Here is a 22,097-nt window from a genome sequence, read left to right on the forward strand (position 1 = left end):
CAGCTTCGGCGAGTGGGCGACCGTGTTCGGGGACGCAAAGATGACGACGGCGCTGCTGGACCGCGTCACCCATCACTGCCACATCGTCGAAACGGGCAATGAATCCTGGCGCTTCAAGTCCAGTTCTGCCACGGCGAAGGCAACCAGAAAGAGAGCAGCAAAAGCAGCAGGCAGTGAGGAGTTATCCACACCGGAATAGATGTACTACGCTGTCTCGGGGTGGGTCAGATTTAGATGAAAACGGTGGGTCAAGATTCGGTGGAAATCAACAATCGCGCTGATCACGGCACCAGTTTCCCAGCGTTGCCACCGGCACGCCCAGCCTGCGAGCAGCCTCATGCTGACCGACGCTCTCAGCGAGCCGCACCGCCTCAACCTTGAATTCCTTCGTGTACTGCCGTCTCGGTACCACGTTCTCTGCCATGCTCTTCTCCATACAGACAAAAAGTTATCAAACTTCTTGCTGTACGTGGATTCGAGGCAGGGTCACACTGCTCGCCGAATGTGATGCGCTGCGCGGTGAGCTTCGACTTGTGACGGCTCAGCGCGATCTGGCCGAGGAGAAACCGCGGGCCTACGAGCACGAACTGTTCGGCGCATCGAGCGAAGCGCGCCATGCCGACCAGCTCGGTCTGTTCAACGAAGCCGAGGCGCTGGCGATGACTACCGACGCGCCCGCGCGCGAGGATATGCCCGGTAGATCGGTCGCCGCCCATACCCGAGGCAAGCGCGGGCGCAAACCACTCGATCCGAACCTGCCGCGCGAGGTCGTGCGGCACGAGTTGCCCGAGTCCGAACGGTACTGCGCGGATGATGGCCATGCTCTCGTCGAGATCGACGTGGAAACGAGCGAACAGCTCGACGTGATTCCCGAGCAAGTGCGCGTCGTTCAGCACCAACGGGTCAAATACGCGTGCCCATGCTGCGATCTCGGTATTACGGTCACGCCCGCGCCGGCGCGGATCATCCCTCGCGGGCCGCTCACGGAATCCGCGCTGGCGTGGATCATCACCGGCAAGTACCAGTACGGCATGCCGCTGTATCGTCAGGCCACGCTGCTGCGCTGCTTCGGCGGAGACATCTCGTCGAATACGCTGGCCGCCAGCGTGGTGCGGGTGGGACTGGCCACGCAGCCGGTAATCAACCTGATGCGCGACGCGCTGCTCGAGTCGGACCTGAGCCTGCGGGCGATGGTAGTCGCCGGTCGGTTCAAGCGCGACCCGGCAATTGCCGGGTTGCGCTTGAAGGTGCCCACGCATTTGAAGTCATCATCGAAGTCGCCTGGCGCGAACGGGGGACGCTGCGAGTCGTCGATGGCGCCGTCGGTGATTCGCCCGATGGGCTCCGAATCGATGAAGGAGGGCGGCCGCCGTCACCGGCGGCCGACGCTTTTACTGGCTCATGCCTCAGCGTATGCGCGTCCTCGGAGGACAGCGGCCCGCCACGCTCGGCTGGCAGCGGCATCGCGGTGTCGCCCAGTGCGTGCGGCCGGCCGGTCTCAGCTTGTTCGCGAGGAAGTCCTCGGCATGCGGGGTGTCTCGATACCGTTCGGAGATCTCATGAAACGTCGGTGCGAGGAACGACATGTCGGCGGTGTGGCAGAACGCATATTGCTACTGGTCGACGAGCGCGGCGGGCTCCGGCATCCGGGTGGACGCCGTCCCAACCGCGAGCCAAGCGAGGGCGAGCAGGTCTCCCGGCAAGCGTGTCAGAGGCGCGCTCGCCATTGCGCGGTGTCCGGCAGGCAGTCCGATCCGGTCTATGCGTGGTCCCGGCCCGGCGATTGATGCAAGTCAAACTCCGGAACACCCTCGCCGGCCGGCTGGATCCGCGGTCGGGACCGTGCATCGATCCGGGGCGTGTGATTCATGTCAAGCGCGGTGGCGCCGCCGCGCGTTTCAATGGATTCAGCCAGGACGACCGTGGATGAAAGCCTTGTTCCTGCGGGAGGGCGGTGATGAACCAGGATCGGTTGCTCGCATCGTTGGCGGCCTTGGCGCGCGACCTGTCGATTTCGGACGACACGTAGCGGCGGATGCTCGACGACGAAATCGCGACGCTGACGAAAGATGCTCACGTGCATGATTACGTGCGAATATTCACGATCCGTCGCCTGAGTCTGCGCATGCGGTCAGCGGATGCTGCAGGCGGGTATCCGCGGCCGAAACCCGGAGAATAGGCGGCCAGCGCTCAGACGCGCGCGAGCCCGGCCAGATCGATGATATGGATCTGCTTGCCGTGCGGGTCGATCAGTCCGTCGCGCTGGAATTTCGACAGCATCCGGCTGACCGTTTCGAGCTTGATGCCGAGATAGCAGCCGATCTCCTCGCGCGTCATGCGCAGGTTGAAATCCGCCGACGAATAGCCGCGCGCCCTGAAGCGTTCGGACAGGTTCAGCAGGAACTCCGCGACTCGCTGTTCCGCCGACATCGTGCCAAGCAGCATCATCAGGCCCGACTCGCGCACAATCTCGCCGCTCATCATCTTGTAGAGATGGTGCTGCATCGACCTCACCTTGGCGCAAACCTTCTCCAACTGGCCGAACGGGATGATGCAGACGGTGCTGTCCTCCAGCGCGATCGCATCGCCGTTGTGACGTCCGCTGTAGACGCCGTCGAGACCGAGCGTTTCCCCTGCGATCTGGAATCCGGTCACTTGCTCCTGGCCGTCGCGATGCATGACGGTTGTCTTGAATGAGCCGGTGCGGACCGAATAGAGGCTCTGGAACGTATCGTGTGCGCGGAACAGCGACTCGCCCCGCTTGACCGAGCGGGTCGTGCAGACGATCTCGTCGAGGATGGCCAGGTCTGCATCGTCGAGTTCCGTCGGCATGCACGCCGAACGGACCGAGCAGGTCGAGCAGTGCGCGCCGGGGTGCTTCACTCGGTCGTCCCGATCGACGGGATGCAGTGCGATCGTCATCGCATACGCGATGGCGGGACAGGCATTTTCGCGGGCTCGGGCGGTCGGCATGATCTGCTCCTCGTCAGTCGGTCGGGTGCGGCGCCACTGCATGGAGGGTGTGTCATGCAGCGGCGCGGTCGATCTGGCCGAAAAATTCGTTTCTGGTCATCTGCTGGCCGTGCGCAGCTCGGAACCTAGCGATTGAGTCAGCGCGACGGCGGGCGGCGATCCGGTACCCGTAACAGTGCCGAGCCATTGTTGGGCGACGCTGGCGACGGCATGATCGGCACCCGGACCTCCGTACAGATCAGTATGGTTCGCGCGCGGCCGGACCGGAATCGGCAGCGATGGAAAGTCACGTAGGGTTTGGGGAACGGCTGTAGGGGGATACTGACAACGGCTGCGGCGGGCGAAAGCCCTCGTTGGCATCGCCCGGGTGCTCCAGCGGGGGTAAGCGCCTGCCGTCGGCTGTCAGATGCCGTCCTGGTCGTCGACCCGCGAGTGCTGCATCGCATGACGCACGAGCATCGCATCGTGCGGCATGACGCCGTCCCGGATCGGAAACGCTGCCGCTGCCATCGATGCGATGCCGGCGCCGACCGGATAGAACCGGCGGCTGTCCCGATCGATGCCGGCCGCGCGTCGGCGAGCGGTAGCGGCCAGGGACAGGGTGCCGGACGGCAAGCCCCGGCCGGATCCCGCCGGAGCACACAGGAGCCGGGATGAATCTGGCCCGGCCGCCCGAGACGGGTCGCACATTACGTTGGTTTGGTCTGAACGTTGACGCCGCCCAACACCTCAAGCGCGCCGAGTCGGGCATTCATCAGCTCTGCATGCAGCTTGATCGCCCGGATCAGAAATTGAACATCCTCGTTTTCGCTTTTCGAAGCAAGGTCATCAAATTCGGCCCATAGCTCGTTAATCCGTTCGGCGCGCATGGCAACTCCTTTGGCGTGTGTATGGATGACGTCGTACGGCAGTCTGGAAGGCCCTTGACGCCGTATGAACAGCATCGGTACGGGCCTGTCTTGTGTGCTGATCTGGATCAAGGGGGCGCCACTTCGGGGTATCGCTCGATATTCGGCACGGGATTTGAAGGACCCTTGCCTCGCTCGAAGAGACGGTTTCATAAAGACGCGTAGCTACTGTTAACTTTTCTTTCGACCTGTTAACCTGAGCCGTCATGGCAACAGGATCAGGGAGATGGGCGAGCCGATCATTGACGACGAGTTGTGGAAACTAATCGAGCCACTTCTACCACCTGCCAATCCCCGTCGGTTCAAGTACCCGGGTCGCAAGCCCGTGCCGAATCGCGCAGCGCTGACGGGCATTCTGTTCGTGCTGAAGACCGGCATTCGCTGGCGCGATCTTCCTGCGGAAATGGGATGTGGCTCGGGCGTGAGTTGCTGGCGGCGGCTGCGGGACTGGCAAGAGGCTGGTGTGTGGGACGCATTGCATGCGTTGCTGCTGACCAAACTACGCGCGGCTAACCAGATCGACTTCTCACGTATGGTCGTCGACTCCTCGTCGATTCGTGCGGTTGGGGCGGGCGAAAAACTGGCCCGAACCCCACCGATCGAGCGCGACCCGGTTCCAAACACCACCTCGCCACCGACGCCAACGGTACACCGATCGCGGCAATCTTGACTGGTGCCAACCGCAATGACGTCACGCAACTGATCCCCCTGATCGAAGCGATCGCGCCGATCAAAGGCGTTCGCGGTCGGCCACTGAGCCGGCCCAAACGCGTCTATGCTGATCGAGGCTACGATCACGACAAGTACCGACGCATCCTGCACGAGCGAGGCATTCCCACCAGCATTGCCCGACGCGGACAACCACACGGCAGCGGCCTCGGGAAAGTTCGATGGGTCGTTGAGCGCACGCATGCCTGGATGCACCACTTTCGACGTCTCCCGTCTCCGTATCCGATTCGAACGGCGTGCCGACATTCACGAAGCGTTCCTCAAACTCGGTTGCTCCATGATCTGCTGGAACATTTTGCAGCGGACTCAGCAGCCTTTATGAAACCGTCTCTTAGTGTACGTGTCGCGGCGCTCGGTCCGCGCCGCCGGACTTTGTACGGCAGCGTGCAGACGAGATGCATTCCCGATCCCATGCTTTGAAACGAGTTAGTGCCTGCAAATCACCCGCCACCGCGAGTTGGTTCGCTTACCAAATGAATTGGTGTCTGCCATGATAAAAATGGTGATTTCCGACGCACATGCCGTCATGCGGGCAGGTGTGCGTAGCGTCCTCGCAGAGGTCGACGACGTCGATATCGCCGGTGACGCCGCAGATGGGGCCGGCACGCTCGAACTCGTGAGCGCTATGAAGCCGCGCGTGTTGTCACTCGGATTGGAGATGTCCGGTATTCATGGGGTCGAACTCATCAGGAAGATCAAGACGGAGCATCAGGATGTTCGGGTGCTCGTTCTGACTGCGCATTCCGAACAGACCCATGCGGTGCGGGCATTCAGGGCAGGGGCTTCGGGATTTCTTTCGAAGACTTGCTCGCGGTCGGACCTGATCGACGCGGTTCGAAAGCTTGCCGGCGGTGGGGTATACGTGAGCACGATGGTGGGCGATCTGCTGGCGCAAGTCACCAACGGCGACAGTGAGGCGCTCGCACATCATCGCCTGACCGCGCGGGAGTTCGAGATCCTGGTCGGCTTGGCATCAGGACAAGCGATTTCGCAGATGGCCGGAAGCCTGGACCTCAGCATCAAGACAGTCAGCACATACAAGTCGCGCATTCTGGAAAAGCTGGACCTGAATAATGAATCAGACATGGTTCGCTTTGCGCTACGTCACCAGTTGCTGGATATTGGTGTTGAAGGAAGCCGTTAAACGGACCGGGAATCGTCCGCGTGGAAGCGTATCGTCTCCCAAACTTCGAGATGCGGATCCGAGATGCAATGCACGATCGTTCTTGAGTTTGATAACGGCGATGGGAGTGCGGTGAAGCGTGCGCAGATCATGCGGTTTCACATGACCACAGAGGAAGTGTGGTGGTCAACTAATTCCGGACCCTGCGTTAAGATTTTGTTTCGCAAAAGCTGGCGGCAGTCCGTCGTTGAATTGATGGGGCCGTATCCAGTTGTACCGGTTTCAGGAGTAGCACGTCGACAAGAATTCGACTGCAGGAAACCACGCGATCATTACCGGCTGCCGTCCGGACAAATCGGGGCGCAAAATTTGCGCACAGGTCACCGCCCTGAAAGAAGCCAAGAGCAACTCGGCACCTATCTGTCCGGGCTCAAGGTCATCTTCCTGATTTCTCCCAGAGTGATAGGATGAAAAATATACATGAAGGTTCATCATGGACGATCTTATATTCAGTACAACAACACATTGTGCACGCATTCGCATAATGGAATCTGCTCACGGTACGTTCCGAGGGTATGTGTATCTGCGCCGCGCAACTGAAGGGCCGAACGATGATTCCCCATACCAAACCGATGCTGACAGAGCGCAATACGATCTCGCGCTAGAAGACGCCAAGATCCTCGCGCAACGTCTGCTTCGCGAACTCGAGTCCTAAGCGCAACGCCTCGCGTCGCCGGAGCATTAGGTAGTGTTTGCATCCCGAGCGACATGTGTCTGGTCAGCCATCCATCTTCGAGGATCATTTTCTGGCAGCATTGCCGGAAGTAGATCCAGTGCGAATTTCCACGCAGCTTGCGTTGGCTGACATGCCGCTGGGAAAGGTGCGGTACGAGTCGAGCGGTTCTCGCAGTTGGGGGATGCGGACAAAATCAACAGTCACAGATCTCCGGGCATCCATCGACAAGAACCGGAGCAGGCGAGCTGCCGCTCACGCCGAACCTCGGGGCCGTGACAGCCTCTTGTGCAGACGTTTGAATCTCGAGCAGTCTTCGGTGGCCTGGCGCGAACGCGCAGTTTCTGCAGAAGGTGTACGCAATGGATCAGCCGGAATCTTACTTTTGGAACCAGCCTTCTGCTGCACTCCAGGCCCGTTTAGCATCCTCAATTGAGGGCTTGAGTCAGTCGGAAGCACGCCAAAGGGCAGTGCGCTTCGGCCCCAATACGCTGCGCTCGCGCGGTGAGCGATCCCTGTTGCTACAGTATCTGAACCACTTCAGGAATCCCCTCGTGATGATCCTGCTCGCCGCCAGTGCCGTGTCGGCGCTGACTGGCGAGGTCACCGGATTTGTGGTCATTTGGGTCATCGTTCTTGTCAGCGTGACCCTGGATTTCGTTCAGGAGTATCGGGCCGGGCAGGCTGCGGAACAGCTCAAACAAACGGTTGACGTTCGCGCAACGGTGATACGCGATAGACATCCACAGGACGTGCCGATCGCCACGCTGGTGCCTGGCGATGTGGTTCTGCTTACCGCTGGCGATCTCATGCCGGCCGATTGTCGCTTGATCGAGGCTAAGGATTTCTTTGTCAACCAGGCATTGCTGACCGGCGAATCTTACCCAGTGGAGAAGCATGCAGCGGACCTCGCTGAGCCGACGGGCGACCTCAGTCAGGCCGAAAACGCTGTCTTCATGGGAACGTCTGCCATCAGCGGGATGGCAAAGGCGATGGTGTGCCAGATTGGTTCGGATACCGCCGTTGGCAACATTGCCGATTCGCTGGTGGCAAAGGCTCCACCCACTGCTTTTGAGTTGGGTACGCATAGTTTTGGCATGCTGATCATGCGCCTGACCGTGCTGCTGGTGCTTTTTGTGTTTCTGGTCAATGCGCACTTCCATCGCCCCTTCCTGGAGTCGTTTCTCTTCGCTATCGCGCTTGCGGTCGGGCTGACGCCGGAACTCCTGCCGATGGTGGTTACAGTAACGCTCTCGCGCGGCGCACTGCGCATGGCCCGGCAGCATGTCATCGTAAAGCAGCTCGCTGCGATTCATAACCTGGGCAGCATGGACGTGCTGTGCACCGACAAGACCGGCACGCTGACCGAGGCACGCATCCATTTGGAACGGCATCTGGATGTGCAAGGGCGAGATAGCGCGCAGGTGCTGCAGTTGGCTTACCTCAATAGCTATTTTGAAACCGGCCTCAAAAGCCCCCTGGACGCCGCCATCCTTGAGCACACTGAGATCGATGTCGGTCATTGGCGCAAGATCGACGAAGTGCCGTTCGATTTCGAGCGCAGGCGTGTGTCGGTGTTGGTCGATGCTGCCCAGCAGCGGTTGCTGGTGGTAAAGGGCGCGCCGGAGGATATTCTCAGACTTTCCACACAATACGCGCGTGGAGAAGCACTGGGGACGCAACCGCTGGATGAGTCCACGCTGGCGACCATCCAGGCATTGCACGACAGCCTTGAGCGAGAAGGCTTCAAAGTGCTTGGCATCGCGTGGCGTTCGGTCGCGTCGGACTGCTTGCACGCGGGGCTGAGTGATGAAACCGAGCTGATCTTCGCCGGCTTTGCGGCCTTCCTGGACCCCCCTAAGCCCAGCGCGTCGAAGGCGCTCAAGGAGTTGGCTGAAATCGGCGTGGACGTCAAGATCGTCACCGGTGACAGTGAGCTGGTCACCCGACACGTGTTTGCACAACTTGGCGTACCAGTCACGGGGGTACTCACCGGCAACGAAATCCAGCAAATGGACGATACCGCGCTAGCGGTGCAGATAAAGAAGGCCAACCTGCTTTGCCGCGTCACGCCCGCGCAGAAAAACCGTGTCATCCTGAGCCTGAAAGCCCAAGGACATACCGTCGGATATCTTGGCGACGGGATCAATGACGCACCCTCGCTTCATTCCGCGGATATCGGTATTTCGGTCGATAGCGCGGTAGACGTGGCCAAGGCGGCGGCAGCGATGATATTGCTGCGGCAAGACTTAAACGTATTGCGTGCTGGCGTGCTGGAGGGCCGACGGACCTTCGCCAACATCATGAAGTACATCATGATGGGAACCAGCTCGAATTTCGGCAACATGTTCAGCATGGCGGGCGCAACGATGTTTCTCGCTTTTTTGCCGATGCTGCCGGCGCAGATTCTCCTCAACAATCTGCTTTACGATGTTTCGGAATTGCCTATTCCGATGGATAACGTAGACGACGATTTTCTTTCTCATCCCAAGCATTGGGATACGAAGTTCATTCGAAATTTCATGTGGGTGGTCGGGCCAGTGAGCTCGGTCTTCGATTTCTTGACGTTCTTCATCATGCTGAAGGTGTTCAATGCGGACGAGGCGCTATTTCACACGGGCTGGTTCATTGAATCGATTGCCACTCAAGTACTGGTGATATTTATCATTCGAACGCAGGGCAGTCCATTCAAGAGTCGGCCAGGTCGCGTATTGACAATTACCTCGCTCGCGGTCGTGCTGATCGCCGGTGCATTGCCCTTCACGCCGGTTGCGGCACTTCTCGGCTTCGTCGCCCCCCCGCCGCAGTTCTTCCTGATTCTGCTGGCGATGCTGCTCTGCTATTTGGTTGCGGTGGAATGGATTAAGCAATTGTTTTACCGGTTTTTTGCGGCGTATTGATCCGACACAACACGAATGCGACCTCTGGTTTTCCGATAGCGAGTACCGTCGACATGCTGTCGCACCTCTATGCTGCCGTCTTGAGCGTCGGCACCGCAGTCGAATCGGTCGCGTCGTGCCCAGCGATTGCTAATGCCAGAACCGGGTTCAGGCTGTCCACCATCGAACTCGGAATCAGAATCGTGGCGCCGCGCTCCTTCGTCGTTTCATAAATGATGTTCATTGCTCGCAATTGAAGTGCGGACGGATGATTCTCATAGACTTTCGATGCCTCGACGAATTTCGCCGCCACTTCTGCCTCCGCGGAACCGAGTATCACACGCGCCTGCTTCTCGCGTTCGGCTTGCGCCTGCCGCGACATCGAATCCTGCAGCGCGACGGGGATTGCGACGTCTCGCGTTTCCACGGACCTCACCGTGATACCCCAATCGGCGGTTTTTCTGCCGATCTCCTCTGCCAAGTGTTCATCGGCCGCCTTTCGATCAGAGAGCAGCGTGGCCAGCATCGACGAACCAATCATCTCCCGCAGCGAGGTTTGAGCGACACGATCGATGGCCTGCCGGTAGTCAGTGATGGCGAGCGCTGCCTTTTGGGCGTCGTGTACGTGCCAGAAGATGATGGCGTCGACGTTGACCGGCACGGTATCCCTGGTGAGCGCCTCTTGAGCATTGAATGCCGTCGTTTGAATACGCTCGTCGATTACTGCAACGACGTTGTCCAGTATCGGAACAATCAGAAAAAATCCGGCGCCCTTGACGCTCTGCAGTTTCCCAACGCGCAGGATCACAAATTTTTCCCAGACATTCGCCACTTTTACAGAGAGTGCGATCAGGATGGCGACGATGAAGACGGGTAATGCGAGATACAGATTGACCAACGCGCCGACGGCAAGCGCCGCAAGCATTACGACGGCGGACAGAAATAGCGTGACGGGGTTCATGGTAGCGCTCCATTCGATGATGCCGACTTGCGGCAAGCGTCACGAAGCACGACAACTTTTCGCGCGATTGTCCTTGCGCCCGGGCATCGGAGATTTGGGCGTTCATTCAGAGGATGCGCCGGATTGCGATGCGAATCTGTACGATGACGTACCGGGACGGGGCGCATGCGCCACGACTCGTCGCGAGCAATGCGCAAGACATGCAAATGCCGCGCACGATTGCGCCAATGCTGGCTACCCGGCGCCGGACGGGGCGGCGTTTATCGTAACGAGCGATCTGCACCGGTAAAAAGCCGGCGTTTCGGCCGGCTTCCCATTCCGCCTTGCTGGGGCGGCTCCCCGTTCTGTTTCAGCGCGGGGAGGGTGACTACGGGAACGTTAAAGGGTCGATAGAAAACCCATGCCGAGACGTTTCCTTGCGCCGGAAATATATCGTCTGGGCGTCACGGCTTTCCACAAAAGGGGATATCGCTTCTTTCGCTGCGGACCCACGACCGGCATGCCGTCGTCGGTCGCGCGCGCCTCCGCCTGTTCTTGTTGGTTATCCTTGAGTTTTTTTTCTCGCTTCGGGTGATCTTTCATCAAACGGCTCCGTCAGGGGATCGCGTTGCATGATAGTTCAGGCTTGTACGGCTTGAGTCGAATCAAATCGCGCAAGCGATATGGGGCGCAACGGGGGCGCAACGGCCTACGTCCATCACGACGTCCCCCTCGTCATGAAGTCCACGGTCCATCGCCAATCTGCGCGTGAAGTACCACCATGCGTCTGCACGCTTCGTCAGTCGGTACGCTGTCGTACAAAGCCGGTGGCGTACAGGGGCGCGCGGGATCGCGTCCCTCGCGCTTCACGCGCGATCATCAAACACGCCGCACAGACTGTTCTTCAACGTACAGATTCGTCGAGCCCCGCCGTGCATGATGACTTTCGTTGCATTTTCCGTCGAGAGCGAGTCATGAAATATCCGGTCTATATCACGCGGCGCGGGAATCCTCGCTATCACGGCGCGCTTCCGGATTTTCCGGAAATCGATGTGGAGGGGGACTCGTATGACGAGTTGCTGGTAGCTGCGGCGCAACAGGTCATGGCCTGCTATGACGGTTCCCAGCGTCTTGTACCGCCGCCGACCACGGATATGTCGATATTGCAGGCGTCGGATATCGACGTAGGTGACGGAATCTGGCGGTTCTTCGATATCGACCTGACCGGCATGACCTCGAGTTCCGAGAGGATCGAGCTGTGCCTACCGAAATGCGTTGTGCGCGACATCGACATGAAGGCGAGTGCGCTGCACACGACTCGCGATGCCCTCGTGTCGATGGCGTGTGCGAATGCCATCGACCGATCTGCACCGCACGTCGCGGAGCGTTTCGAACCCGACGTGAAATCGCTGTCGGAAGCGGTTTGACGGTGCGACGCTTTGGGCGTGAAGCCTGGGCGGATGGAGTGGTCATTCAGGAGAAGGTGCCGTGAAGATTCGCGTTGCGCGTATTTTGCGACGCCGGACATCGCCATGGAGCAATGCACGACCGATTCGCGAGGAGTTCTTTGGTGATGAACGGCTGGCGCAGCATGCGGGAAGCCTGGCGCGTGCGCAGAAGGTAGTGCCCGGGGCGGCCTCTGGCCCGTCTCTGGCGACGCGGCTGAAGGACAACGCGGATCATCTGCTGAAGGCGTACCGGAACACCGTGGCCGCAGACGCCCGCGGCGAAGAGATCACGCCGGCAGCGGAGTGGCTGCTCGACAATTACTACCTGGTCGCGGAGCAGGTGCGGCAGATCCACGATGATCTTTCCCCACGCTATTACCGGCAATTGCCCAAGCTCGGCAACGGCCCGTTCGCCGGTTATCCGCGCGTATTCGGGATCAACTGGTCGTTCGTCGCCCATACGGACAGCCGTTTCGATCCCGATGTACTGTGCCGTTTCATGCTGGCCTATCAGGCGGTGGAACCGCTGACGATCGGCGAACTGTGGGCGGTGGCGATCACGCTGCGCATCGTGCTGATCGAAAACCTGCGGCGGCTCGCGGATCAGATCATCGACGACCGGCGCGCGCGGCTCGATGCCGACGCGCTCGCGGATCGCCTGCTCGGCGAACGCGGGCAGGCGCGGGCGGAGACAGAGCCGCTCGTCGCGCGTTATGAGCAGGCGGTATCGCACGATGCGTTCGCGGTACAACTGATCCAGCGGCTGCACGATCCCGATCCGGCCGTCGCACCGGCACTGGTGTGGCTGCATCGGCACCTGGCAGCGCGCGGCGCGACGCCTGACCAGATCGTCGCCTCCGTCAACCACGAGCAGGGCGCCGCCAGCCTCACCGTGCGCAACGTGATCACCAGCATGCGGCTGATTTCGGAGGTGGACTGGACCGAGTTGTTCGAGCGCATCAGCCTGGTCGATCGAGTGCTGCGCAGCCACCCGGGTTTCGCGGAGATGGATTTCCCCACGCGCAATCTGTATCGCGACGCGGTTGAAGCGCTTGCCCGCGGCGCGCCCGTCAGCGAGCTCGAGATTGCCCGTCGCGTCGTCGCCGATGCCGTGGCGCAAGGGCCGAGCCAAGCACCGGCCGCCGGCGCGATGCCTAGCCGCGAGGCGGACCCCGGTTACTACCTGCTAGCGGACGGTCGCGCCGCATTCGAAGCGGAGATCGGCTATCGGCCGCCCGTTGCGTTGTGGTTGCGGCGCCTTACTCGCCACGCCGGTCTCGGCGGGTATCTCGGCCGGATCGGGCTGATTGCCGCGCTGCTGCTGACGGGCATGCTGGCATGGCTCGCTCGCATCGAGCCGCCCGGTCAGTGGCTGATCTGGCTCGGCGTCGCCGGCCTGCTACCCGCGCTGGATGCCGCGGTCGCGCTCGTCAATCGCGGCGTGATGCGCGATGTCGGTGCGAAGATTCTGCCCGGCCTCGCATTGCTCGACGGTATTCCGCCGGACCTGTGCACGATGGTCGCCGTGCCGGTGCTGCTGACGACGGAAGCTGCGCTCGGCGAGCAGATCGAGCAACTGGAAATTCATCACCTGGCGAGCCCCAACGGCGCGCTTTACTTCGCTTTGCTCTCCGACTGGATGGACGCGTCCACGCCGCACACCGACAGCGACGACGGGTTGCTGGCATCCGCGATGGCGGGCATCGACCGGTTGAATCGGCTTTATCCGGCCGCGCCGGGCGCAGGCGAGCGCTTCCTGCTGCTGCACCGCAAGCGCGTATGGAGCGACGGCGAACGGTGCTGGATGGGCTGGGAGCGCAAGCGCGGCAAGCTGCACGAGCTGAACCGATTGCTGCGCGGCGCATCGGACACGACGTTCATCGCGACGGCCGACCGGACGCCGCACGTGCCGCCGGACGTGCGCTACGTGATTACGCTCGATGCCGATACGCGGTTGCTGCGCGATACTGTGCGCCGCCTGGTCGGCAAGATGGCGCACCCGCTCAACCGGCCGGTATTCGATTCGGCGAGCCGGCGCATCGTCGGCGGCTACGGCGTCCTTCAGCCGCGCGTCACGTCGTCGCTCGCGAGCGGCGACGAGGGTTCGCTGTTCCAGCGCGTGTCGTCGAGCGCGCACGGCATTGATCCTTACGTGTCAGCCGTATCGGATGTCTATCAGGATCTGTTCGACGAAGGCTCCTATGCGGGCAAGGGCATCTACGACGTCGATGCGTTCGAGGCGGTGCTCGCCGGTCGCGTGCCGGAGAACGCAGTGCTCAGTCACGATCTGTTCGAAGGTATTTTCGCGCGGGCCGGACTAGCGTCGGATATCGAGGTTGTCGAAGCGTCACCGTCCCGCTACGACGTCGCCGCGAGCCGCCTGCACCGATGGGCGCGCGGCGACTGGCAGCTCCTGCCCTGGTTGCTGTTCGGCCACGAACCGTTGACGGCGGTCGGCCGCTGGAAGATGCTGGACAACCTGCGCCGCACACTCACGGCGCCCGCCATGCTGGTTGCGCTACTGGCCGGATGGATGCTGCCGCTCCCCGTATCGCTCGCCTGGAGCGCCTTCGTGCTGGTGACGATCGCGCTGCCGTTCCTGTTGCCTGTATTGAGCGGGCTGGTGCCGCGCTGGCGGCGCACGCACGTGAAGATGACCACGCGCAGCGTGCTCCATGCATGGTCGATGGAGTTGCGGTTCGCGTTGACGCGGTTCGGCCTGTCGATCGTCATGTTGCCGCAGCAGGCGTGGTCGATGGGCGACGCGATCGCGCGTACGCTGTTTCGTGTGGCGATCAGCCGTCGCCATCTGCTCGAATGGACCACGGCGGCCGCAGCGGGGGCGCGCGACCGGCGGACGCTCGCGCCCACCTATCTGCAAATGCGCGGCGGCGTGACGCTCGCACTGCTTGTCGCGGCTGCCGCCCTGATGGCGGGCTGGCGCTTCGATCGTCATACGGGTTGGCTGGCCGTGCCGTTCGTAGTCGTCTGGCTTGCCGCGCCGGCGATTGCGTATTGGCTGAGCCGCGCACCACGGCCGGCGGGCGAGCTGGCGGTGACCCCGCACGATGCGCGTCAACTGCGGCGCGACGCGCGCCGGACCTGGCGTTATTTCGAGACGTTCGTGACGGCGGACGATCAGATGCTGCCGCTGGACAATTTCCAGGAGAACCCGAAGCCCGTCGTCGCGCACCGGACTTCACCCACCAACATCGGGCTGTACCTGCTGTCCGCCGTCAGTGCCCGCGAGTTTGGCTGGCTCGGTACGCTGGACGCGGTGTCGCGGCTGGAGGCGACAGTCGCGACGATGCGGTTGATGTCACGCTATCGCGGCCACTTTTATAACTGGTACGACACGCGCGACCTGCGGCCCCTCGAGCCGAAGTACGTGTCGTCGGTCGACAGCGGCAATCTTGCCGGCCACCTGATTGCCCTCGGCAACGGTTGCCGGGCCTGGGCGAATCAGCCCGCCGGTGTGGGGTGGCAGGCCGCGTACGAAGGGATCGGTGACACGCTCGCGCTGTTGCGCAAAGCCGTGTGCAGCGATGGCGATGCCCGGACGACCTTGCACGGCGAATTCGAGCGGGCCGCGACCGAGCTGGATGAGGCGCTCGCCGTTCCGGCCCGGGAAGTCGGCGCCCCGGACGGCCCCGCCGCGCCGGAATGGTCCGAGATCACGATCCTCACCGCGACGGTCGCCGATGTCGCACGCGCGCTGACGGACGAGGTCGGCGGGGTACGGGGCGGCGACGTCGACGACGTGCTGTTTTGGGCGCAGGCGCTGGAGCACGCGGTGCAGGGGCATTGCCGCGACGCGACGCGCACGCCGGACGAAGCGGACGTGCTGAACAAGCGCCTGCATGCGCTGGCCGATACCGCGTTGCAGATGGCCTACGCGATGGAGTTCGGCTTTCTGCTCGACCCGGTGCGCAATCTGCTGTCGATTGGTTACGCGGTGGCCGACGGGCGGCTCGATCCTGGCAACTACGATTTGCTGGCGTCGGAGGCGCGCCTCGCGAGTTTCGTCGCGATCGCGAAGGGTGATGTCCCGGCACGGCACTGGTTCCGGCTCGGCCGCCTGGCGACGCCGATCGGGCACGGCGCGGCGCTGATCTCGTGGTCGGGATCGATGTTCGAATACCTGATGCCGTCGCTCGTGATGCGCGCGCCGGACAGCAGCCTGCTCGCGCGCACCAATCACCTGGTGGTGCGTCGACAGATCGCCTACGGCGACGGGCTGCGCCTGCCGTGGGGCATGTCCGAATCGGCGTACAACACGCGCGACATCGAGCTGACCTATCAGTATTCGAGCTTCGGCGTGCCGGAGTTGGGGCTCAAGCGCGATCTCGACCAGAACCTAGTGGTCGCGCCCTATGCGACCGCGCTCGCGGCGATGGTCGCGCCGGACGCCGCCGCGCGCAACTTCGAGCGGCTGCGTGCAGCCGGCGCGTGCGGGCGCTTCGGCTTCTACGAAGCGCTCGACTACACGCCCGCGCGCGTGCCGGAAGGCATGTCAGTTGCGATCGTGCGCGCATTCATGGCGCATCACCAGGGCATGTCGATCGTGTCGATCGCTAATGCGCTGCTGGGCGGGCGCATTCGCGCCTTCTTCCATGGCGAGCCGGCCGTGCGCGCTACCGAGCTGCTGTTGCAGGAGCAGGTGCCGGGCCGGGTCGCGGCAGGGCGGCCGCGGGTCGACGCGAGCCCCGCCGGCAGGATGCATGGCGTCGACGCCGGCGTTGCACGGCGCCTGCTGTCGGCGGACGATCCCGCGCCCGTCACGCATCTGCTGTCCAACGGCCACTACGCCGTGATGCTCACGGCCGCAGGCTCCGGCTACAGCCGCCGCGACGATCTGGCCGTCACGCGCTGGCGGGAAGACGCGACGCGCGACGATTGGGGTAGCTATCTGTATCTGCGCGACGCCGAGAGCGGCGAGGTCTGGTCGGCCACGTGGCAACCCACCGGCGTGGTGCCGAACAGCTACGAAGTGACGTTCACCGAGGATCGCGCCGAGTTCGTCCGTCGCGACGGCACCCTGACGACGTCGCTTGAGGTAGTGGTATCCGCCGAGGACGATGCGGAAGTGCGGCGGGTGTCGGTGGCCAATACCGGCTCCCGGCCACGCGTGATCGAATTCACGTCCTATGCGGAAGTCGTGCTCGCTCCGCACGTCGCCGATCATGCCCATCCCGCATTCTCGAAACTGTTCATCGAAACCGAGTACGTGCCTGCGTCCGGCGCGATTCTGGCGACGCGGCGCAAGCGCGCGCCGAACGAGGTGGAAGTTTGGGCCGCTCATCTGGCCGTGACTTCCGGCGAAACCGTCGGCGCGGCAGAATTCGACACCGATCGATTGCGCGTTATCGGACGCGGGCGCAGCGTTCGCCTGCCGCTTGCGCTGACCGAACAGCGTGCGCTGGGCGCTTGCGAAGGCGCGGTACTGGACGCGGCGTTCACGCTGCGGCAGCGGCTGCGCATCGAGCCGGGCTCGAAGGCGAGCATCGCCTACTGGACCATCGTCGCGGATTCGCGCGCGCAGCTGCTCGACCTGGTCGACAAGCATCGCGACGGCGAATCGTTCGCGCGGGCGGCAATGCTCGCGTGGACCCAGGCGCAGGTGCAGCTGCGGCATAGCGCGGTGAGCCTCGACGAGGCCGCGTTGTTCCAGCAACTGGCCGGATACATGCTCTACAGCGATGCGTCGATGCGGCCGGGCTCCGCCGCGCTGCTGCGCCATGCAGCGGCGGTGTCGGCGGCGGGCGGCGTGGGCGCGTCGCCGCTATGGACGCACGGCGTATCGGGCGATCTGCCGATCCTGCTGGTGCGGATCGACGACATCGAGCACATCGCCATGGTGCGGCAGCTGATCCGTGCGCACGAGTACTGGCGGATGAAGCGGCTCGAGGTCGATCTGGTCATCATCAACGAGCGCGCGGCGTCGTACGTGCAGGATTTGCAATTGGCGCTCGAGGGGCTGGTGCGGGCCCGGCAATTGCCGGACGAAGCCGGGCGCGGCAGTATTTTCGTGCTGCGCGAGGACCTGATGGCGGCGGCGGCGCGCGCGCTGTTTCCGGCCGTTGCGCGCGCCGTGCTCGCCGCGCGCAACGGCCGGCTGGTGGACCAGTTGCGACGCCTCGCTGGTTCACCGCCGCCCGCCCGCCCGGATGCCGCGCGCGCGCCGCTGCCGCCGCCCGCGATTGCGCCGCCGAAGGGCGCGCAGGCCGGCGCGGGGCTCGAATACTTCAACGGTATCGGTGGGTTCGCGCGCGGCGGCCGCGAATACGTCGTGATCCTGCAGCCCGGTCAACACACGCCGATGCCGTGGGTCAACGTCGTCGCGAATCCGTCATGCGGCTTCCTGACGTCGGCGGAGGGCGGCGGCTATACCTGGGTGACGAACAGCCGCGAGCATCCGCTGACACCGTGGTCGAACGACCCGGTCACCGATCCGTCGAGCGAGGTGTTCTACATCCGCGACGACGAGACCGGCATGCGCTGGGGGCCGCAGGCGGTCGCGATCGGCGACGATGCGCCGGGCGCGACCGCTTTCGTGGCGAGTCATGGCCAGGGCTACAGCCGGTTTGAGCATTCCGCCGCCGACGTCGCCGTCGAGTTGCTGCAGTTCGTGCCCCTGGCCGATCCTGTCAAGATTTCCCGCCTGACCTTGCGCAACCTGTCCGACCGGACTCGCCGGCTGTCCGTGGCAACCTATGCGGAGTGGGCGCTGGGCGCGTCGCGCAGCGTCGCGGCGCCGCACACCGTGAGCGAGATCGATCAGCCGACCGGCGCGCTGTTTGCCCGCAACGACTGGAGTCAGGTGTATCGCGGCAGGGTGGCGTTCGCCGATTTATGCGGCCTGCAAACCTCGTGGAGCGCGGACCGGCGCGAGTTCATCGGCCGCAATGGCGTCCTGAGCGATCCTGCCGGTTTTCCGGGCAGGGCCGGCGCGACGCCGTTGTCGGGCCGCGTCGGCGCCGGGCTCGACCCGTGTGCCGCGTTGCAGACCACGGTCGATCTCGAACCTGGCGGCAGCGTCGAAATCGTCTTGCTGCTCGGTGAAGGTGCTGATGCGGCAACGGCACGACAGTTGATCGCGCATTACCGTCAGGCGGATCTCGACGCGATATTCGCCGCCGTGACGGCGTTCTGGGACGAGACGCTCGGCGCCGTTCAGGTCGAAACGCCTGATCGCGCGATGGACCTGATGCTGAACCGCTGGCTGTTGTACCAGACGCTGTCGTGCCGGATCTGGGCGCGTGCAGGCTTCTATCAGGCGAGCGGCGCGTACGGTTTTCGCGACCAACTGCAGGACGGTATGGCGCTCGCGGCCGTCCGCCCGGCCCTGACGCGCGAGCATTTGCTGCGGGCGGCGGCGCGCCAGTTTCCGGAGGGCGACATGCAGCACTGGTGGCTGCCGGAAAGCGGCAGCGGCGTACGCACGCGGATCTCCGACGACCGCGTCTGGCTCGCGCATGCGGTTGCGCACTACGTCGACGTCAGCGGCGACCGCGCGATTCTCGATGTATCGATCCCGTTCATCGACGGACGACCGCTGGCCGCCGACGAGCAGGACGCGTTCTTCATCCCGCGCATCTCGGAAACGAGCGCGTCGCTGTTCGAGCATTGCGTGCGCGGGCTGGAGTCCAGTCTCGCGCAGGTCGGCGAGCATGGCCTGCCGCTGATCGGCACGGGCGACTGGAACGACGGCATGAACCGGGTCGGAGAAGCCGGGCGGGGTGAAAGTGTCTGGCTCGGGTGGTTTCTGCATGCGACGCTCACGGCGTTCGCCCCGCTCGCCACGGCACGCGGCTCGGGCGAACTGGCGGCGCGCTGGCTGACGCGCGCCGGCGCGTTGCGCGATGCGCTCGCCGATGCGGGGTGGGATGGCGAATGGTATCGGCGCGGCTACTTCGACGACGGTACGCCGCTCGGCTCGGCCGACAATACCGAATGTACGATCGACGCGATCGCGCAGTCGTGGAGCGTGCTGTCGGGCGCGGCGGACCCGGCGCGCGCCGCGCAGGCGATGGACGCGCTGGACGCGTGGCTGATCCGCCGCGACGATGGCCTGGCGCTGCTGTTCGCGCCGCCGTTCGATCGTTCGCCGGTCGATCCCGGCTATATCAAGGGCTATCCGCCGGGCATCCGGGAAAACGGCGGCCAGTACACGCATGCGGCCACATGGTCGGTGCTCGCGTTCGCACAGATGGGTGACGGCGATCGCGCCGCGAAACTGTTCGCGCTGCTCAATCCGGTCAATCGCAGCCGCACGCGCAGCGGCGCGAATCGCTATCGGGTGGAGCCGTACGTGGTCGCCGCCGACGTCTATTCGGTCGCGCCGCATGTGGGCCGGGGCGGATGGACCTGGTACACCGGCTCGGCGGGCTGGCTGTATCGCGCGGGCGTCGAAGGCCTGCTCGGCCTGCGCAGGCATGGCGACATGCTGTCCATTCAACCGTGCGTACCACGATCCTGGCCGGGTTTCAGGGCAACGCTGCGCCACGGGGCGTCGTACTACGACATCGTCGTCGAGAACCCGGACGACGTCAGCAGCGGCGTGTCCCGCCTGGTCGTCGATGGCGTGCGGCGCGCCACCGGCAAAGCGGCGGTGCGACTCGTGGACGACGGCCGGCGTCACAGCGTGGTCGTGACGCTGGGGGGCGCGCAAGCGGCGCTTCAGTGAGGCGGCAGGTCGGCATCCGGGCCGGTACGTTGGCGGACGGACTGCGTGCGATTCACCGCCCATCATGAACCGACGTCCCGAATTTCATCGAGACGTCAGCGCATGGGTTTCCGCGTATCGTGCCGGATCGGACAGCGCAGCGGCAACCCGAGGAGATGATCATGAGAAAGCTACATTCCGTGGCAGTCGAGATGGCGGTAGTCACCATGACGATTGCCTTGCTGGCGGGTTGCGGCGGTATGTCTCGCCGCGGAACGGATACCGTGATCGGGGCGGGTGTCGGCGGCGTCGCTGGCGCGGTCCTGACGGGCGGTAGTGCATTGGGCACGGTTGGCGGCGCGGCCGTCGGCGGCGTTGTCGGCAATCAGGTCGGGAAATAGGCCGGCCGAAGGGTAGGGAATCGGCGCGCGCACTCGCCGTCACGGCGAAGCGCGCGAATACGTGCGTGCTCCGGAGTGCGACCGGCATGTCGGCATTTCTGCTGAGCGGCGAGCTGAGGCTGTCCTGGTGGCAGCTTGCGTGGATCGTGTTCGCGCTCACGCATGTCACCATCATCGGCGTGACGGTGTACCTGCACCGCTGTCAGGCGCATCGGGTGCTGGATCTGCACCCGTGCGTTAGTTACTTCTTCCGGCTCTGGCTGTGGTTGACGACCGGCATGCTGACCCTGCAGTGGGTCGCCGTGCATCGCAAGCATCACGCGAGAAGCGAGACCCCGGACTATCCGCATAGCCCGCGAACCCGAGGCCTCGCGACCGTGCTGCTGCGCGGCGCGGAGCTGTACCGTGAGGAAGTGCGGAACGAGGAAACGCTGCGCCGATATGGCTCGGGTACACCGGACGACTGGCTCGAACGCCACGTCTATGCCCGCTATCCGAATCTCGGCGTCGGGCTGCTGGCCGTGATCGACGTCGGGCTGCCCGGCGTGGCGGCGTGGGCGATCCGGATGATGTGGATTTCGTTCTGAGCCGGCGGCGTGATCAACGGTTGCGGCCACTTCGGCGGCGATCGGAATTTCGCGACGCACGATGCGAGCACGAACCTTTTCCGGATGGGCATCCTGATCGGAGGAGAAGCGCTGCATAACAATCACCACGCATACGTGACGTCCGCCAGGCTGTCGAACCGCCGGTTCGAATTGGACATCGGCTGGCTGTACATCCACCTGCTGGCGGCGTTGAGGCTCGCGACCGTTCGGCGAGTCGCGACGATGCCGCGCCTGCTCGCGAACAAGGTCGTGATTGACGACGCAACGCTGCAAGCGGTCATCCGCAACCGGCATGCGGTGATCGCCGCCTATGCGCGCATGCTCGAACCCGCCTGCCGGGCGGGAGCTGCGCCGCATCCAGGACATGAGCCGGGACGACAAGCGCGCGTTCGCGCTCGGCATGAAACGCTGGCTGCGCCAGGCCAGGGGCCATCAGCGCAAGCCCGATCTGCGCGCGCTGACGAGCCCCAATGCGAACCGGCGAATACGCGTGTACGTGCATATGTACGAGGCGTTGCTCGAGCTATGGACGTGGTTACACGCATCGCACGAGCAATTGCTGGTTCAGTTGCAGGATTGGTGCCGTTGTACGGAGCAGAGCGACATCAAGGCGATCGCCTATTTCTCGATGCGCCTGCGCCGGTATGCGTGATCGCGGCACGCCGCGACCCGCCATGCGGGACCGGCGTG

At 63.5% G+C, this 22,097-nt stretch carries 13 protein-coding genes and 5 pseudogenes; 11 read left to right on the forward strand and 7 right to left on the reverse strand.

From position 1 onward, the window contains the following. The coding region (locus EX20_RS21955) for an ATP-binding protein (RefSeq protein WP_034194760.1) at positions 1-199 on the forward strand (199 nt) is incomplete at its 5' end. A gap of 72 nt (positions 200-271) precedes the next feature. On the opposite strand, the pseudogene EX20_RS31175 reads toward EX20_RS21955, so the two are convergent. Then, positions 272-436 (reverse strand): annotated as a pseudogene (locus EX20_RS31175) (transposase); the annotation flags it as partial. A gap of 37 nt (positions 437-473) precedes the next feature. On the opposite strand from EX20_RS31175, the pseudogene EX20_RS33390 reads away from it, so the two are divergent. Continuing rightward, positions 474-1,178: pseudogene (locus tag EX20_RS33390) on the forward strand (IS66 family transposase zinc-finger binding domain-containing protein); the annotation flags it as partial. Between the two features lie 229 nt (positions 1,179-1,407). Here the strand turns inward: EX20_RS33390 and EX20_RS33395 are convergent. Beyond that, a pseudogene (locus EX20_RS33395) lies at positions 1,408-1,727 on the reverse strand (c-type cytochrome); the annotation flags it as partial. A 308-nt stretch (positions 1,728-2,035) separates the two neighbouring features. Here EX20_RS33395 and EX20_RS33360 point away from each other — a divergent pair. Beyond that, entirely contained in the window at positions 2,036-2,179 is a 144-nt protein-coding gene (locus tag EX20_RS33360) for a DUF3562 domain-containing protein (protein ID WP_014725352.1), read from the forward strand. 11 nt (positions 2,180-2,190) lie between these two features. On the opposite strand, the gene fnr is transcribed toward EX20_RS33360, so the two are convergent. From fnr to EX20_RS33000, 3 genes are all read right to left on the reverse strand, one after another. Then, complete coding sequence (gene fnr / locus EX20_RS21965; RefSeq protein WP_014725351.1) at positions 2,191-2,973, reverse strand: fumarate/nitrate reduction transcriptional regulator Fnr; 783 nt, start codon at positions 2,971-2,973, stop codon at positions 2,191-2,193. 402 nt (positions 2,974-3,375) lie between these two features. Further along, positions 3,376-3,588, reverse strand: coding sequence for a hypothetical protein (locus tag EX20_RS21970; protein ID WP_014725350.1), 213 nt, complete (start codon positions 3,586-3,588; stop codon positions 3,376-3,378). Between the two features lie 74 nt (positions 3,589-3,662). Continuing rightward, positions 3,663-3,953 (reverse strand): hypothetical protein, encoded by a 291-nt coding sequence (locus tag EX20_RS33000; RefSeq protein WP_041494208.1) that lies wholly within the window; start codon positions 3,951-3,953, stop codon positions 3,663-3,665. Between the two features lie 154 nt (positions 3,954-4,107). Here EX20_RS33000 and EX20_RS31185 point away from each other — a divergent pair. The 4 genes and pseudogenes from EX20_RS31185 to mgtA all read left to right on the forward strand — a co-directional run bounded on the left by EX20_RS31185 (position 4,108) and on the right by mgtA (position 9,366). Next, positions 4,108-4,932 (forward strand): annotated as a pseudogene (locus EX20_RS31185) (IS5 family transposase). 177 nt (positions 4,933-5,109) lie between these two features. Next, positions 5,110-5,754, forward strand: a complete 645-nt coding sequence (locus tag EX20_RS21980) for a response regulator (RefSeq protein WP_226102831.1) — start codon at positions 5,110-5,112, stop codon at positions 5,752-5,754. Positions 5,755-5,817: 63 nt separating this feature from the next. Further along, on the forward strand, positions 5,818-6,204 hold the full coding sequence (locus tag EX20_RS32155; RefSeq protein ID WP_105856792.1) for a hypothetical protein: 387 nt from the start codon (positions 5,818-5,820) through the stop codon (positions 6,202-6,204). A gap of 624 nt (positions 6,205-6,828) precedes the next feature. Beyond that, a complete protein-coding gene (mgtA, locus tag EX20_RS21985) occupies positions 6,829-9,366 on the forward strand; it encodes a magnesium-translocating P-type ATPase (RefSeq protein ID WP_034194762.1) in 2,538 nt (845 codons plus the stop codon). A 67-nt stretch (positions 9,367-9,433) separates the two neighbouring features. Here the strand turns inward: mgtA and EX20_RS21990 are convergent, their stop codons facing one another. Both EX20_RS21990 and EX20_RS31195 read right to left on the reverse strand, forming a co-directional pair. After that, the gene (locus EX20_RS21990) at positions 9,434-10,306 is read right to left on the reverse strand and encodes a slipin family protein (protein WP_014725345.1); all 873 of its coding nucleotides are present in this window, start codon (positions 10,304-10,306) and stop codon (positions 9,434-9,436) included. A 378-nt stretch (positions 10,307-10,684) separates the two neighbouring features. After that, positions 10,685-10,888 carry a hypothetical protein gene (locus EX20_RS31195; RefSeq protein WP_072465588.1) on the reverse strand — a complete coding sequence of 68 codons (204 nt, stop codon included), beginning with the start codon at positions 10,886-10,888 and terminating at the stop codon, positions 10,685-10,687. 371 nt (positions 10,889-11,259) lie between these two features. On the opposite strand from EX20_RS31195, the gene EX20_RS21995 reads away from it, so the two are divergent. From EX20_RS21995 to EX20_RS22010, 4 genes and pseudogenes are all read left to right on the forward strand, one after another. After that, positions 11,260-11,712, forward strand: coding sequence for a type II toxin-antitoxin system HicB family antitoxin (locus tag EX20_RS21995; RefSeq protein WP_034194763.1), 453 nt, complete (start codon positions 11,260-11,262; stop codon positions 11,710-11,712). Positions 11,713-11,773: 61 nt separating this feature from the next. Continuing rightward, a complete protein-coding gene (locus EX20_RS22000) occupies positions 11,774-20,419 on the forward strand; it encodes a GH36-type glycosyl hydrolase domain-containing protein (protein WP_051974480.1) in 8,646 nt (2,881 codons plus the stop codon). A gap of 161 nt (positions 20,420-20,580) precedes the next feature. Beyond that, positions 20,581-20,799 carry a glycine zipper 2TM domain-containing protein gene (locus EX20_RS22005; RefSeq protein WP_034194773.1) on the forward strand — a complete coding sequence of 73 codons (219 nt, stop codon included), beginning with the start codon at positions 20,581-20,583 and terminating at the stop codon, positions 20,797-20,799. Positions 20,800-20,885: 86 nt separating this feature from the next. Further along, positions 20,886-22,059: pseudogene (locus EX20_RS22010) on the forward strand (DesA family fatty acid desaturase). Positions 22,060-22,097: the final 38 nt, after the last annotated feature.

The organism is Burkholderia sp. WP42 (assembly GCF_000745665.1).
Taxonomy (GTDB): Bacteria; Pseudomonadota; Gammaproteobacteria; order Burkholderiales; family Burkholderiaceae; genus Burkholderia; species Burkholderia vietnamiensis.